General features: G+C 44.1%; 16 protein-coding genes and 1 tRNA gene. 8 read left to right on the top strand and 9 right to left on the bottom strand.

Annotated elements, in window-relative coordinates:
- Positions 1-179 precede the first annotated feature (179 nt).
- From QSH61_RS16610 to QSH61_RS16590, 5 genes are all read left to right on the top strand, one after another.
- A complete protein-coding gene (locus tag QSH61_RS16610) occupies positions 180-740 on the top strand; it encodes a YcjF family protein (RefSeq protein ID WP_010607109.1) in 561 nt (186 codons plus the stop codon).
- Between the two features lie 80 nt (positions 741-820).
- Positions 821-997 carry a hypothetical protein gene (locus tag QSH61_RS16605; RefSeq protein ID WP_017217212.1) on the top strand — a complete coding sequence of 59 codons (177 nt, stop codon included), beginning with the start codon at positions 821-823 and terminating at the stop codon, positions 995-997.
- A gap of 155 nt (positions 998-1152) precedes the next feature.
- Positions 1153-2814 (top strand): cyclic peptide export ABC transporter, encoded by a 1662-nt coding sequence (locus QSH61_RS16600; protein ID WP_206473035.1) that lies wholly within the window; start codon positions 1153-1155, stop codon positions 2812-2814.
- Entirely contained in the window at positions 2811-3890 is a 1080-nt protein-coding gene (locus QSH61_RS16595) for a prohibitin family protein (RefSeq protein ID WP_010607111.1), read from the top strand. The genes QSH61_RS16600 and QSH61_RS16595 overlap by 4 nt, the downstream gene beginning before the upstream one ends.
- 69 nt (positions 3891-3959) lie before the next feature.
- Positions 3960-5021 carry a DUF6765 family protein gene (locus QSH61_RS16590; RefSeq protein WP_045987971.1) on the top strand — a complete coding sequence of 354 codons (1062 nt, stop codon included), beginning with the start codon at positions 3960-3962 and terminating at the stop codon, positions 5019-5021.
- Positions 5022-5064: 43 nt separating this feature from the next.
- On the opposite strand, the gene QSH61_RS16585 is transcribed toward QSH61_RS16590, so the two are convergent.
- The 9 genes from QSH61_RS16585 to cutA all read right to left on the bottom strand — a co-directional run bounded on the left by QSH61_RS16585 (position 5065) and on the right by cutA (position 12616).
- A complete protein-coding gene (locus QSH61_RS16585; RefSeq protein ID WP_206473036.1) occupies positions 5065-5811 on the bottom strand; it encodes a hypothetical protein in 747 nt (248 codons plus the stop codon).
- Between the two features lie 339 nt (positions 5812-6150).
- Positions 6151-6801, bottom strand: a complete 651-nt coding sequence (locus tag QSH61_RS16580; RefSeq protein WP_174170561.1) for a hypothetical protein — start codon at positions 6799-6801, stop codon at positions 6151-6153.
- Complete coding sequence (locus QSH61_RS16575) at positions 6802-7008, bottom strand: hypothetical protein (RefSeq protein WP_069021385.1); 207 nt, start codon at positions 7006-7008, stop codon at positions 6802-6804. It abuts the gene before it with no gap.
- Between the two features lie 223 nt (positions 7009-7231).
- Positions 7232-7308: transfer RNA gene (locus tag QSH61_RS16570), tRNA-Ile, on the bottom strand.
- Between the two features lie 654 nt (positions 7309-7962).
- A complete protein-coding gene (gene accC / locus QSH61_RS16565) occupies positions 7963-9309 on the bottom strand; it encodes an acetyl-CoA carboxylase biotin carboxylase subunit (protein ID WP_045987969.1) in 1347 nt (448 codons plus the stop codon).
- A 20-nt stretch (positions 9310-9329) separates the two neighbouring features.
- Entirely contained in the window at positions 9330-9794 is a 465-nt protein-coding gene (gene accB, locus QSH61_RS16560; RefSeq protein ID WP_017217207.1) for an acetyl-CoA carboxylase biotin carboxyl carrier protein, read from the bottom strand.
- Between the two features lie 19 nt (positions 9795-9813).
- Positions 9814-10275, bottom strand: coding sequence for a type II 3-dehydroquinate dehydratase (aroQ, locus tag QSH61_RS16555; RefSeq protein ID WP_174170577.1), 462 nt, complete (start codon positions 10273-10275; stop codon positions 9814-9816).
- Between the two features lie 194 nt (positions 10276-10469).
- Positions 10470-12296, bottom strand: coding sequence for a protein-disulfide reductase DsbD (locus QSH61_RS16550; RefSeq protein WP_206473037.1), 1827 nt, complete (start codon positions 12294-12296; stop codon positions 10470-10472).
- Positions 12296-12616, bottom strand: a complete 321-nt coding sequence (gene cutA, locus QSH61_RS16545) for a divalent-cation tolerance protein CutA (RefSeq protein WP_206473038.1) — start codon at positions 12614-12616, stop codon at positions 12296-12298. Before cutA ends, QSH61_RS16550 begins: the two co-directional genes overlap by 1 nt.
- Positions 12617-12745: 129 nt before the next feature.
- Between cutA and QSH61_RS16540 the strand changes: the two genes are divergently transcribed.
- From QSH61_RS16540 to groL, 3 genes are all read left to right on the top strand, one after another.
- Entirely contained in the window at positions 12746-13258 is a 513-nt protein-coding gene (locus QSH61_RS16540) for an FxsA family protein (protein ID WP_017217203.1), read from the top strand.
- Positions 13259-13414: 156 nt separating this feature from the next.
- On the top strand, positions 13415-13702 hold the full coding sequence (locus QSH61_RS16535) for a co-chaperone GroES (protein ID WP_010368755.1): 288 nt from the start codon (positions 13415-13417) through the stop codon (positions 13700-13702).
- Positions 13703-13752: 50 nt separating this feature from the next.
- Positions 13753-15399: a chaperonin GroEL gene (gene groL, locus QSH61_RS16530; protein WP_010607119.1), complete on the top strand. Its 1647-nt coding sequence runs from the start codon at positions 13753-13755 to the stop codon at positions 15397-15399.
- Positions 15400-15472: the final 73 nt, after the last annotated feature.

Below are 15472 nucleotides of genomic sequence, written 5' to 3'. Positions count from 1 at the left end.
TATTTGTGACACTGTGCAAATCCTTGGTTGTTCTTAGGTTTACTTCTTCATCATGGATGAAGGCGGTAAAACTCAGAGTTGAATAAGTGCAGCTTGTTTGATTTTGGGTACTAGGGCAAGTGCCAATATGGTGCTTGATGAGTTCGACAACTGTTTAAATAAATCATAGAGGATGAATTATGGCAGTGACAAAAACAGCGAAGGATGACAAGGCGAGCGACGCTCCAGAACAACAGGAATCACAACTTGTTGCTGATGAAGACAGAGCAGCCGTTGCTCAGCTGATTGTCGACAAATACACAAAATGGTCGTTTGGCTCTGGGTTTATTCCCGTTCCTGCGGTTGATTTAGTGGCGTTGACAGGGATCCAAATGAAGATGATAGGCGAAGTAGCAAAAGTCTATGGTCAATCATATGGTGACAACAAGCTGCGTGGCACAGTAAGCGCATTGATCGGCGGCTCTTTTCCACAAACCTTAGGGGGCGCGGGACTAAGCAGCTTTTTGAAGGCGGTTCCTGTACTTGGCACGTTAAGCGCAATCGCATTTATGCCAGTTGTGTCTGCGGCATCAACACACGCAGTAGGCGCAACTTTTGTTCGACACTTTGAAAATGGCGGCACGCTGATAGACCTGAATCTAGCAAGTATGAAAGGGGATATCGCAGACATCGCAGCTAAGTATCGTGCAAATAAAGGGAATGCGGACGCAACAGCTACAGCGGAAAAAGCCACAGTATAACCGATACTGGCTGACATAAACCGGCAGGCAACTGCTGGTTTATTCTTCGCACCGAATTTATCAACAACTTGGAGAAAATTATGCTTATCGCTTTATATTTAGTGTTATGCATTTTAACTGGTTATTGGGGACGAAACACCTTTGCCGGACCTGTGGGCTTCTTTTTAATTTCGTTGATGTTTACGCCTATTGTTGGCTTGATCATTTTACTAGTTGGGCAAAAGCGCAAGCCCACAGAGGTGAATGACGAGGAATGAGATCTTACATTGCCGGTAAAACTGGGCGATTTATAAATATAACTTAATGTTTTAATGCAATATTTATTTAAATCCAACAGGCAGTTTTGATTTTTAGGGACTATGCTAAGTAGCATGCGCGGGCGGTAGCCCAATAACAATAAAAGATAATAACAATGGTATTGTACGAATTAATTCGCCGACATATTCAGATAAAGAAAAGGACCTTTATTGCACTGGGGTGTATTTCTGGTTTGGCCAACGCGTTGGTGCTTGCGCTTATCAACAACGTAGCTGCCAATATCTCTGATATTAATAAAGAAAATCATATTCTTTACTACTTGGTGCTATTTACACTGACGATTGCAATATATGGTTTCACTCAGCAAAGATTGATGACTAAAGCCGCGCAAATGGTGGAGCGTGCTATAGATAAATTGAGAGTCGATCTGTTTGAAAGCATTCGTCATACCGAACTGTCAACGCTAGAGAAAATTGGCAAGGAGCGGATCTTTAATACCATCAGCAAAGAGTTACAGACCATATCTCAGTCGGCGCAGCTGTTTGTGATCATTGGTCAATCCATCAGTTTGGTGTTTTTCACATCTCTTTATATTGCCTGGCACTCTTTTGTGGCTTTTATGGTTATCTCGACACTGATTTTGGTCGGAGCCAGTATTCACCGATTACGCGCCAATGAAATCCAGCGCAACATGCGCATTTCTTTTGAAAGCGAAAACCAGCTTATTCAACGCTTATCTGACTTGCTCGATGGCTTTAAAGAAGTAAAGCTCAGTGAGCCAAGAGCGGAAGATTTAGAACATGAGTACCGCCGTGATTCGAATCGTGCAAGGCGTGCAAAAACCAAAACCCAAACCTTGTTTGCGACCGACTTTATTCTGTCGCAAATCACCTTTTTCGCAGCCACAGGCGCGATGGTGTTTATCGTCCCTATGCTCTCTGACGTGTATACCGATGTGGTCATTAAAGTCACCACCGCATCGCTATTTTTAATCGGCCCTATTACCAGTATTGTTGGTGGGATCCCTGTGTTCACCACCGCAACAGAGGCGGCGCAAAACGTCTTAGCATTGGAGCGCGATTTAAAAAATGTCCAAGATGAGCAAGAGGTTAAACGACCTGAACCGAGTGAAAGCCTAACCTCATTTAGTGCCATCACCTTAGCGGGGGCGTTTTATCAACATCAGAAAAAATCGAGCGATCGTCCGTTTGCCGTGGGGCCGGTGGATATCACCTTTGAGCAAGGAAAAATCACTTTTATTACCGGTGGTAATGGTAGCGGTAAAACAACGTTTATCCGGATGTTGACTGGCCTTTATGAATTACAGAGTGGACAAATCCTTTTGAATGGCAAAGCGGTTACGGAAGATAATCGCCTTGCTTATCGAAGCCTATTCACAGCCGTTTTTGCAGATTTTCATTTGTTCCAGCAGCTCTATGGTATTCGTGATTTGAGTACTGAAGAAATCGACGAATGGTTGGACTTTTTAGAGATGCGCGCCAAAGTGGGTATTCAAAATGGGGCGTTTAGCACCATAGATTTATCATCAGGTCAGCGCAAGCGCTTAGCGCTTTTGAGTACCATTTTAGAAAATCGTCCCATTTACATCTTTGATGAGTGGGCGGCAGATCAAGATCCTATCTTTAGACGAAAATTCTACGAACAAGTGTTACCTCGTTTAAAAGCGCGTGGTAACACCATTATTGCCATCACCCATGACGACGCCTATTTCCATTTGGCCGATGTGCACTTAAAAATGGAGGAAGGTCAGTTGTTAGCACACCTCGACAGTGAAAGTAATGGAGTACCATCATGAACATTAATATTTCAGGGGATTTTGCCTTACTCGTCGCCGGCGGCTTAATACTGGCACTGATCCTATCTAATTTGCTCATGCGGGTGTTAAAGCGTTACAAGCCCAAGTGGCATAAGCGTATTTTGTCTTGGCGTTTTCGCGCAGGTGTGACGTTACTTATTCTACTGTTTATTGCCGTTGCATTGGTCAAAGTTATTTTTATTAAAGTCGACTCAGGTCAAGTTGGAGTGCTGTGGAAGCGCCTTGGCGGCGGTACTTTCGTAGAACATCCATTTTATGAGGGCACGGTGCTGGTTTATCCCTGGGATACGTTGACGATTTATTCGAGTCGATTTCAAACTGCGACCACAGAGATCCACGCCATTACCTCCGAGGGGCTCAGGATCAAAATGGAAATAACAGTGCGATACCGTCCTGTTGTGGAACATATTCCTTACCTACACAAGTTAGTCGGGACAGACTATCTTGATGAAATTGTGATCCCTGAAGTTGCATCAGCGGTTCGTATGATTGTTTCTGATTATACCGCTGAAGAGGTCTATGCTAATCAGCGATTAAAGATCCAAGATCAACTGTTAAGCACTGTGTTGAGAGAAGTTCAGCTACAAGAAAAGTCGATACTCAAACAAGAAAAAAGCGAAATGCAAGGGCACAATTTGGTGAATCTAGACGATATGCTTATTCGTCAGGTTGATATTCCTGAAGGCGTGCATAGTGCGATTGTTGCGAAGGTAAATCAAATGCACTTATACCAAGAATATAAAATGCGTTTAGATGTTGCTGAAAAAGAGGCTGAGCGAAAGAAAGTGGAGGCTCAGGGGATAGCCGACTTCCAAGAAACAGTGAGTGGCGGGATATCTGAAACCTACCTAAGGTGGCGTGGCATAGAAGCAACCATAGAATTGGCGAAATCTAATAACGCAAAAGTGGTGGTAATAGGCAGTGGTAAAGATGGCCTACCATTGATCTTAAATACGGAGGGCAGCACATCCGCTTTGCCTGCCTCGGTTAACCCAAATGCTACGGATCCACAAAGCCAAGAGCCACAAACGCCTAATGCGACTAAATCAAAGTAAGGAATAGTTACATTTTCAGTGTCACGGACTACACTGTGGCGATAAAGGAAAAGAGAAGGACAACGAAAAATGCAAATTGATTTACATCATGGCATGACATGGGTGGTCGCACGCGCGGCGGGATTCACTGACCAAGAGGCTGAAATTATTGCTCACGCGGCACAATACGTAGATGATGCAACAAACTATGGTCACATCAAGTTTGATAACGGTGCTGCTTACGAGCGCATCGCAACCGCCCATAAGATGCTCGATTATAAAAACCTAGACAGCTTAAAGAACATGAAAGTGTGGGTACCTTTTCATTTCCTACCGGGTAATGGGGGGTTACCTGCTGGGCAAAATCCGTCGGGCACCTTTATTCAAAAGCTAGTGTGTAAGCCACATTCCCATGTAGCAAAAGATATGGTCGCTGAGTGTATTGCAGATAAGCATAGGCCTTATGGATTGCACCGTCTTGGTATTACCTCTCATGTCTTTATTGATACTTGGGGGCATCAGGGATTTGCTGGCATACAGCATGAAGTCAATGAAGTGACTGAAATAATGGACTTGAATGGTGAAGCAGAAGAGACTTGGCGCGAGCGAATAAGCGAATACTTTTCTGATGTTTTTCAAGATGATATTCCAAGTTTAGGACATGGGCAGGCGCTTTCTCACCCTGATCAGCCTCATCAGCAGTGGAGTTACTTCAACGGATTGGGCGAAAAAGTAGTGCGAGATAATCCAAGCGATTTTCTAATCGCAGCCGATGAGCTTTGCAAGGTCTATCAAGACTATCGAGGCGAGGCTACAAGTGGCTTGAGTGAGTCATTAAAGCAAGAAATAGCGCAGTGCTTTGCTGAATTTGATATGGATGATGGTGAAGAACGTCATCAACTGTGGCTTGATGCCATCGAAGCTAACCGATTTGGGCTTGGAAGTTATACCCTAACTTACATTGCCAAAGGTGAGGGGTCGTGGAAACACCAAGCGCTAGGAACAACCCGTGCTAAAGGTGACGACGATAGCTATTCATTTCGCAGTGAATTCTTAACTTCTAACTGGAAGTATTTTCACGATGCAGCTAAAAAGCATCGCCTCTGTGTTATTGATGATATTTTGCCCAAATACGGAATTTGTGTGAGCTAAGTCTCATTAAAGTAAGTGCAGCTAGGCTGCACTATTTTTGTGTTTAAAATAGCTCGGAAGAAAGCTCGCGGGATTGTGAATTTTGGTTAATATGCCAAGTTTCGACAAGGCGAGTCGTACCACCCGAGTTTTTACAAATTAATTCTGTCACCAGCACTTTATAAAAACCACTGTATTTAGCCTCACCCACAACATTCAAGACATCACTATAAAATCCACCTTGATGTCTTTCATTGAAAAATACTGGGTTACCACTGACATAATTGGCTTTGCGGCACTGGCCTTGGTGCGAGTTGTTATTAATATTAATCAAGCCGGTATATTGAACATCCGCAAAATACCCTGGGCCATTGCTCGGCGTTTGCCAATCAGCCACTGTAATTTCACTGTGCCATACAACGGCGGGAGCCTTGGGTATCTTGTGATAAACAATCGCCTCTTCACCTGAGGGTAACGTGCAGCTGAGTTTAAGCGACTTTTCTGTCAGCTTATGCTCCGCAGGCAGTGGGCCAGAAATAAAGGGCGCGTTGAATGTGAGAGGAGCAATCAAATCGCCGGTTTGTGTATTAACCACTTCAAATTGATGGCACTCATCCGCCGCTAAGCCGCCCGTGAGCGCATTAAAGTACTCAGTTGTGCCTGCACGAGCTGAGATAAAATCAACAGGTGCGCCCTGATACTGCGAATGATCTCCAGCACCATCCTGATCATAAAATACCTGAGTAGCCAAAACAGAAGTGGAACTACAAGCCAATGCCATCGCAAGCAGTCGAGTGTTGAATGTAACCATAGTCTTTCCTTTACAGTTGTGTTTGTTTTTTATTCAGTCTCAATATAAGGTAAATGTAACTTCATGCAACTTTTTGATTTTTATGGTTTTGGCAATTATCTAATTACTGCAACTGCTATTTGGAGTGGTGCGTGATGTGGATATAAATGCTAAGAGTTTAGCCAGCGTTAGATGAATGGAGTTCAAGTGGGTAGAGGTTCAACTCATCTGACGCTTTGGGACAATAAAGGTAGTCTAAATGCAATAAAGTCAATTTTGGCCGAGTTGTTGAAGGAGGAGAAGTTGTGGCGAATAGCTTTATTTTATAAAAGGATGGCAGCTGGAGGCGAATAGGCTAGCTTAAAGTTGTTTGAACCAAGAGTTGGCTTTCCTTGGTTCAAAATACCCTAAAATACAGTTTGGATTGATTATGCATAGCTGTATGTGATTTCTTTCTCGAAAACCTGCGCCATCATATAAGTGGGAGCCTTCAGGAAACATACCTCGAACAGAATCAATGAAATTAGGATGTTTTTGGATTTTTCTTTTATTTTCAGGAGCCGAATGATTCGTTAATTTAAGGTCTTCAGCGATAAGGTCATTATTTAATTGCTGTAAGCGTAGCATTACTTTGCAATCAAGTTCGCGGACGTAGGTGATATCTTCATAGATAACTCGATTTTTTGGTAGCGGCTTACCAACTTTGTCGAGTTCATTTTTTAGTATTTGATAGGTAGTTGCGACTTTATTGATATCTTGGCTATCCAGAAGATCGACACAATGTCCTAGCTTGATAAATGCTCCAATAACAGTAGGGTTGTCAATGCTGTCTTTATTTTTAGCCCAATCTAGAGCTCTCTCGTAATCATTTTCCCAAAAGTATATACCATGACCTAACCAGTCATAGTCATTTTCACTTTTGGCGATCGAGGCACCGTTCTTGATTACTTCATCAAAGATTTTTTGGTCACATCCGTGAAAACCAACAACTACACCAGGAGATATATACATCTAGGCCGAAATTTTATCTAGCAGTTCACCCTGTGCGTCTAAAATACCAGCTCTTTGTAAGGAGTCTGTAATAGCATCTACAGAAATGTTAGTAGCCACAGTTGAAGCCTGAGGGTGGCTGACAGTGCGACGTACTCTGTGTCCCCGACGAGTTCTTGGGTTTAATTCTTTAGCTCGTGACTCTAGTTCCGCCTGTAAATCAAACATTGCTTACCTTCAAAAAAATATTTACTACTTTTCATTCTACCCTAATTGACGATATCGTCAATTTACCACAATACATTGAAAGTTTATGGTACTTGTTATGTCACCTTTGCTTATAGCTTTTTCAATGAGCAAGCTTATGTATGCTCAGCATATTACATGCTTTAAGAGAGATAGTACCGAGTGGATTCGGTTAGTAGTTAATAACGTGGAAGAGTAGGAAAAATGGTGGCCCCACCTGGACTCGAACCAGGGACCTAACGATTATGAGTCGTGCGCTCTAACCAACTGAGCTATAGGGCCATTTTGTGTTTTTGCGCGTTATATTCGTCCATGAAGCTTGGTTCCGGTCTCGGATTCAACGCTCAGGGTCGCTGCGCTAATATCCCTTCGCTTCCTCGACGTAAACTTTCTTTGAAAGTTTACCCAACTGAGCTATAGGGCCATTTTGTGTTTTTGCGCGTTATATTCGTCCATGAAGCTTGGTTCCGGTCTCGGATTCAACGCTCAGGGTCGCTGCGCTAATATCCCTTCGCTTCCTCGACGTAAACTTTCTTTGAAAGTTTACCCAACTGAGCTATAGGGCTATTTGCTGTAGTGATTTAAAGGTAAATCACTGAAAGCGCAGGCAGTATAAAAATTTTTAACAGGCTTGTCACTATTAAAACGTGAAAAAGTCGGGGCGAATGGATTGATTGCTCAATAATAAGCCAATGTTGTAGTGGTTAGGGTGTTGAGCTGTGCGGACCATTAAAATGGCGAGGTAAGTATTAGTCTGGTTTTACGGTGAAAAAATCGAGCCACTTAGGAGCCGGGTTGGATTTTTGCTGCAAACACGAGATGAGCAAGCTGTAAGGTTGGCTTATGATAAGTTGAATTTAGTAATATTTGGTGGAAGTAGGGCAGAGATAAAAGAAGCCGGCAATTGGCCGGCCTCTTTTAGGAGAACGAATTAGGTTATTGGTGCATGCCTAGTTTTTTCTCTAGGTAGTGGATATTTGTGCCACCGTTTTGGAAGTTCTCGTCTGACAAGATCTTCTTGTGAAGCGGGGTATTGGTTTTAATCCCGTCAATTACTAGCTCATTTAGTGCGTTTTTAGCACGAGCGATCGCAACATCACGGTTCTCACCATAAGTGATTAACTTACCGATCATCGAGTCGTAATGTGGCGGTACCGTGTAATCAGCGTAAATATGGCTGTCCCAACGGATCCCAAGGCCACCTGCTGGGTGGAAGCGTGTAATTTTACCCGGTGAAGGGATAAAGCTCTCTGGGTCTTCTGCGTTAATACGGCACTCGATTGCGTGACCACGGATCACCACGTCTTCTTGTGTGATAGAAAGCGGTTGACCAGCAGCAATCTTAAGTTGCTCTTTGATTAAGTCTACGCCAGTGACCATTTCTGTTACTGGGTGCTCAACCTGAATACGAGTGTTCATTTCAATGAAGTAGAACTCGCCGTTTTCGTATAAGAATTCAAACGTACCTGCACCGCGATAACCAATCTCGATACATGCACGAGTACAGCGATCACCAATGTATTTACGCATTTCTGCTGTGATCCCTGGTGCAGGTGCTTCTTCCACTACTTTTTGGTGACGACGCTGCATTGAACAGTCGCGCTCACCTAGGTGGATTGCATTGCCTTGACCGTCAGCGAGTACTTGAACTTCGATATGGCGTGGGTTTTCTAGGAATTTTTCCATGTAAACCATACCGTTACCGAAGAACTGCTTCGCTTCTTGTTGTGTTAAGGCGATAGAGTTTGCAAGTTCTTTTTCGTTGCGAACGACACGCATACCACGACCACCGCCGCCGCCAGCCGCTTTGATGATAACTGGGTAGCCGATACGCTTAGCGATCTGCGTATTGCGGTCGTTGTCATCTGTCAATGGACCATCAGAACCTGGCACGCAAGGTACGCCTGCTTTTCTCATCGCTTCAATTGCTGATACTTTATCGCCCATTAGGCGAATAGTGTCGCCCTTTGGACCGATAAAGATAAAGCCACTTTGCTCAACTTGGTCTGCAAAGTCGGCATTTTCAGAAAGGAAACCGTAACCTGGGTGAATAGCAACCGCGTCAGTGACTTCTGCCGCTGCGATAATACGAGGAATATCAAGGTAGCTTTCGCTTGCCGCAGGTTTTCCGATACAAATGGTTTCATCTGCAAGAAGAACGTGTTTTAGGTCGCGGTCAGCTGTTGAGTGCACAGCAACCGTCTTAATACCTAGCTCCTTGCAGGCACGCAATACGCGAAGTGCAATTTCACCTCGGTTTGCAATGACTACTTTATCTAACATAACGTTGACCTTCTGCGTAATTATTCGATGATGAATAGCGGTTGGTCGAATTCTACTGGCTCACCGTTTTCAACTAGGATTGCTTTCACTACACCAGCTTTGTCTGATTCGATCTGGTTCATCATCTTCATGGCTTCAACGATGCAAAGTGTGTCGCCAACATTTACTTTTGAACCTACTTCAACGTATGCCGCTGCTGTTGGAGAAGAAGCGGTGTAGAAAGTACCAACCATAGGAGACTTAACTTGGTGACCTGCTGGTGCGCTGCTTTCTGCTGGTGCTGCTTCTACTGCTGCAGGAGCCGCCGCTGGTGCCGCTGGTGCAGGTGCCGCTGGAGCTGCCATGTATTGTTGAGGTTGTGCATAAACTGGTGCACTGCTGTGGCGATTGATACGTACTGACTCTTCACCTTCAGTGATTTCTAGCTCTGCAATACCTGATTCTTCTACTAGCTCGATAAGTTTTTTGATCTTGCGAATATCCATACAATGACCCGCCTGTTAGTTAATTTGAGTTATTTTGTTTTCGCAATTGCGCTAACGCTGCATCAAATGCAGCACGATAGCCCAACGCGCCTAATCCACATACCACGCCTTCCGCCACATCAGAAAAATAAGACTTGTGACGAAATGGCTCTCTGGCGTACACATTGGTGATGTGTACTTCATAAAAAGGGATGTCCACACTGAGTAAAGCGTCTCGAAGGGCAATGCTCGTATGGGTAAATGCGGCAGGATTAATGATAATCGCATCGCATTGTTCATATTGAGCGTGAATAGCCTCAATTAGCTGCGCTTCACTATTACTTTGAATGTGTGACAAGCTGACTTGCTGTGCTTCTGCATATTCAGTTAATGCGTCAACAATTTCGTTGAGAGTCTGCGTGCCGTATTTGTGCGGCTCACGGCGACCTAGCATATTTAAATTAGGGCCGTTTACTAATAAAATCTTTAATTTTGCAGACATATTACGCGAACTTCCTTTAACTAAAGCATTAGCCAAAAATTTAGACTGTATGGCTTGTTAACTTAAGCCGAATTCCAGCAAATAGCAAATATTTCTCCATTTCGTGGAGTATTATAGAGAGTTCGAGGTAAATAGCAGCAAAATACTGGTCTAATCAGAAGGGAGAGGGGCAAACAAGCTTGCCCCTAAAATGGTTACTTTGCGTCCTGCTTGGCCTTTTCTAGGTGGGCAGCAAAGTCTTTTGCATCTAAGAAGCCTGTGATGCGGTGTGCTGGCATCTCATTACCTTGGCTATCAAAGATTAAAATAGTCGGTAAACCAAACACCGTGAATGCTTCCATGATCTCTTGGGTGTTGTCATTGGCTTTGGTCAAGTCGAGCTTTAATAGCTCATAATCTTTGAACTGTGCTTGTACTTCAGGTTTCGGGAAAGTGTATTTTTCAAACTCTTTACACGCAACACACCACTCTGCGTATAAATCAACGATAGGCACTTTGCCTTTAGCATTGGCCTCAGCAACGGCGACTTTAAGCGCGGCTAAGTCAGGTAGTAGCTTAAACTTCTGCTCTCCGGTAACGGCCTCTGCTTGAGTCGATGCAGTACTTACAACAGCTGTAGGTGCAGGAAACAAGCTTGTTTTTAATGCGTATAAGCCAACAATGAACAGGGTGATCGCAAAGCCCCACAATGTGGTTTTACCTTTTCCTGCCTGTAATTGGCTTTGCCAATAATGCAAGTAGAGTGCTGTTGCTACGGCGAGGCCACCGGCAAGTGAGACAATCACTGTCGCATCGAGTATGCGCTCTAAAAGGATAAGCGGTACGAAGAGCATCACAAAACCAAATAGCGTTTTGACCTGATCCATCCAGCCACCTGCTTTTGGTAGTAATTTTCCACCTGAGGTACCTAGTAGTAATAGCGGTAGGCCCATGCCCAAGCTAAGTGCATATAGTGTTACCGCGCCCACTACATAATCACCACTTTGCGCGACAAATAATAGCGCGCCGGAAAGTGGAGCCGTGGTGCAGGGCGATGCAATAAGTCCAGATAGTACACCCATAATGAATACGCCCCAGTAATTGCCGCCTTTTTGCTTGTTACTGAGCTGAGTGAGTTTATCCATCATGCCGCTAGGTAAACGAATTTCGTAAACCCCAAACATAGATAGCGCGAGTGCGACGAACAATATACTAAAGCTGATAAGTACCGCGGGATGCTGCAAGTAGCCTTGAATTTGGCCACCAAAATACGCAACGACTAACCCAAGCGCCGCGTAAGTGACCGCCATACCTTGCACATAAACAAAAGACAAACTGAAGGCTTTTTTAGTCGAAAGGCCTTGTTGACCGGCGATGAGGCTCGACAAAATCGGGAACATCGGGAATACACAAGGGGTAAACGCAAGGCCAATACCAAGGCCAAAGAAAGTCAAAATATTCGCAACTAAGCTGCGCTGCATTAGCTGCTCAGTGAAAGACAAATTATCGTTATCTACAGGCGCGATGTCGCTTTGAACTTCTGCTTTTGTCTCAGGAGTTTTTGTTTCAGGAGCTTTGGTTGACGTGGTCTTTGGCTTTTCTCCTGCAATCGTGCTTAACGGCACTTCAACAATTTCTGGCGGGTAGCAAAGCCCAGCTTCTGCGCAGCCCTGATAGCGTATTTTTACGATTGCACCTTGCTCGATATTACTGAGCCTAGAGATAACAGATAAGTTATTAAAGTAGACTTCAGTGCGACCAAAAAACTCATCTTCAATCATCTTGCCTGATTCAAGCTCTGGCACTTGGATGTCGGCTTGTTTGGCGATAATTTGAAGATTCTTCTTATATAAGTAATAGCCGTCGGCGATGTCCCAACCCACAAACAAGGTGTTGCCTTGCTGGTCAAAATCGAACTTGAATGCTTCTTTTACTGGTAAAAAAGTCTGTTGTTTAGGAGCCAGTAAGCTGTCTAGCACCGCATTGTTTGCTTGCGCGGGAAACCACATCAGCAATGAGAAAAGAACTACTAAGAGTCGCATTACAATAATACCTCGTCCATCCATTTGAAATAAGCTAAGTTGCCGCTGGTGACGTCCACGACTTGAATTTCTGGGACATCATAACTGTGTAAGCCGCGAATAGCGGCCATCACTTGCTCTAGTTTTTCGGATTTTGTCTTGATTAACAGCTTGGTCTCTTGTGCATGTTCAACCCGACCTTCCCAAACATAAATAGATTCCACTGCCGAGATTAGGTTCACACAAGCTGCAAGTTTTTGCGTTACAAGTTGCGTTGCAATTTTACGCGCTTCTGCAACCGAATCGCATGTAGATAAGACGAGTTTATATCTTACGCCCATTGCCATTTCCATTTTAGGGTTAGTAATGGCATCTTAGCGGATAGCTCCTCTTTTCTAAAGCGTCTTACTTGTATCGCTTGAATTAAGACCTTTGCACCCATATTTATCTTTCGTAGATTTGGAGAAAGTATGTTTAGATTCTTATTTATTTTGTTTATCGCTATTCCGATTATTGAAATTGCTTTGCTGATCCAAGTCAGCGAGGTGATAGGCGGTTTTGCTACCATTGCGCTTGTAATTGGTACCGCCATTTTAGGGGCAAGACTGGTTAAACAGCAGGGTCTTGGCGCTTATGTCAACGTACAGCAACAGATGTCTCGTGGGCAATTGCCTGCACAAGATTTATTTACCGGTTTGTGTGTGATCATTGCAGGTGTGCTATTGATGACGCCTGGGATCATGACCGATGTATTAGGCTTTTTACTGTTAACCCCAGCCGTTAGAAAAAAGCTGGCGCAGTCGCTTTTAGCTCATGCCACCGTAAGAGTGCAAACAGGCATGCACTCAGGTCAGTCACCGTTTGCTAATCAATCACGCGACGAGCGTGCGGATCAGCAGGAAGAAATTAGAGATCCATTTAAAAATCAATCGGGTAGAAATTCTTCAACAACGATTGAAGGTGAATACGAAAGAAAAGACTAAATTTTTTTGGTTTTTTCTCTTGGGTTTTAATTTGCCCATCCCCATAAATGAAAGCAATTAAAATTGCGTGTGTTAACCACAACCTGTGGATGTAACACCGCCTTAAAAAAGCATTATTTCTGTCATTGTTCAGAAACTGTTAGGAGAACTATATAAATGAACATTCGTCCTTTACATGATCGCGTCATTGTTAAGCGTCTTGAAGAAGAAACAAAGTCAGCTGGCGGCATTGTGTTAACTGGTTCTGCAGCTGAAAAGTCTTCACGTGGTGAAGTGGTTGCAGTAGGCAACGGCCGCGTGTTGGACAATGGTGAAACTAAAGCACTACAAGTAAAAGCTGGCGACACAGTGTTGTTCGGCTCTTACATCGAAAAAACTGAAAAGATCGAAGGTCAAGAGTACCTGATCATGCGCGAAGATAACATCTTAGGCATCGTAGAATAATTAATACTTTTTAGTTTAATCGACAACAGAATTTAAGAGGAATTTATAACATGGCAGCTAAAGAAGTTCGTTTTGCAGGTGACGCTCGTACAAAAATGCTAAAAGGCGTAAACGTACTAGCAGACGCAGTAAAAGTAACACTAGGTCCTAAAGGCCGTAACGTTGTTTTAGAAAAGTCATTCGGCGCACCAACTATCACTAAAGACGGTGTATCTGTTGCGAAAGAGATCGAGCTTGAAGATAAGTTCGAGAACATGGGCGCACAAATGGTTAAAGAAGTTGCGTCTAAAGCTAATGACGCAGCGGGTGACGGTACTACCACTGCAACTGTTCTTGCGCAAGCTATCGTGAATGAAGGCCTTAAGTCAGTTGCTGCGGGCATGAACCCAATGGACCTTAAGCGTGGTATCGACAAAGCAGTTATCGCTGCTGTTGAAGAGTTAAAAACGCTTTCAGTACCTTGTTCAGACGCAAAGGCGATTGCACAGGTTGGTACGATTTCAGCTAACTCTGACAAAGAGATTGGTGACATCATTGCAGAAGCAATGGAAAAAGTAGGTCGCGAGTCTGGTGTTATCACTGTGGAAGAAGGTCAATCACTACAGAACGAACTAGATGTAGTTGAAGGTATGCAGTTTGACCGCGGTTACCTTTCTCCGTACTTCATCAACAACGCTGAAAAAGGCCAAGTTGAGCTAGATAACCCACATATTCTTCTAGTAGACAAGAAGATCTCAAACATTCGTGAGCTTCTACCTACACTTGAAGCTGTTGCTAAAACAAGCAAGCCGCTACTAATCATTGCTGAAGACCTTGAAGGTGAAGCGCTGGCAACTCTGGTTGTAAACAACATGCGTGGTATCGTGAAAGTGGCAGCGGTTAAAGCGCCTGGCTTTGGTGACCGTCGTAAAGCAATGCTACAAGATATCGCGACACTAACTGGTGGTACAGTTATCTCTGAAGAAATTGGCCTTGAGCTTGAGAAAGCTACGGTTGAAGACCTAGGTACAGCTAAGCGCGTGGTTATCACTAAAGACGACACAACTATCATCGACGGTGCAGGCGAGCAAGAAGCAATCGATGGTCGCGTATCTCAGATCAAAGCACAAATCGAAGAAGCAACTTCTGACTACGACAAAGAGAAACTACAAGAGCGCATGGCAAAACTTGCAGGCGGTGTTGCAGTAATCAAAGTTGGCGCAGCAACTGAAGTTGAAATGAAAGAGAAAAAAGACCGCGTAGAAGATGCACTACACGCAACTCGCGCAGCGGTTGAAGAAGGTGTAGTACCTGGTGGTGGTGTTGCGCTAGTTCGCGTAGCGAGCAAGCTTGAATCGTTAACTGGTGACAACGAAGACCAAAACCACGGTATTAAAGTGGCACTTCGTGCGATGGAAGCACCACTTCGTCAAATCGTTTCAAACGCAGGTGACGAAGCATCAGTTGTGGTTAACGCAGTTAAAGCTGGCGAAGGTAACTACGGTTACAACGCTGCAACTGGCGAATACAGCGACATGATCGAAATGGGTATCCTAGACCCAACTAAAGTAACGCGTTCTGCACTACAATTTGCAGCATCAGTTGCTGGTCTAATGATCACTACAGAAGCGATGGTTGCTGAGATTCCGAAAGAAGAAGCTGCTGCTCCAGATATGGGCGGCATGGGCGGAATGGGTGGTATGGGCGGCATGATGTAAAACATCATCTCCTAAGCACTACACGCTTTAGAAAAAATCTAGCAGTTTGAACTGACCCCCAATAGTTGGACAC

The sequence above is a fragment of the Pseudoalteromonas sp. JC3 genome (assembly GCF_030291895.1).
Classification (GTDB): Bacteria; Pseudomonadota; Gammaproteobacteria; order Enterobacterales; family Alteromonadaceae; genus Pseudoalteromonas.
The sequence above is the reverse complement of the archived record's forward strand: the minus strand, read 5'-3'. Positions and strand labels throughout refer to the sequence as shown.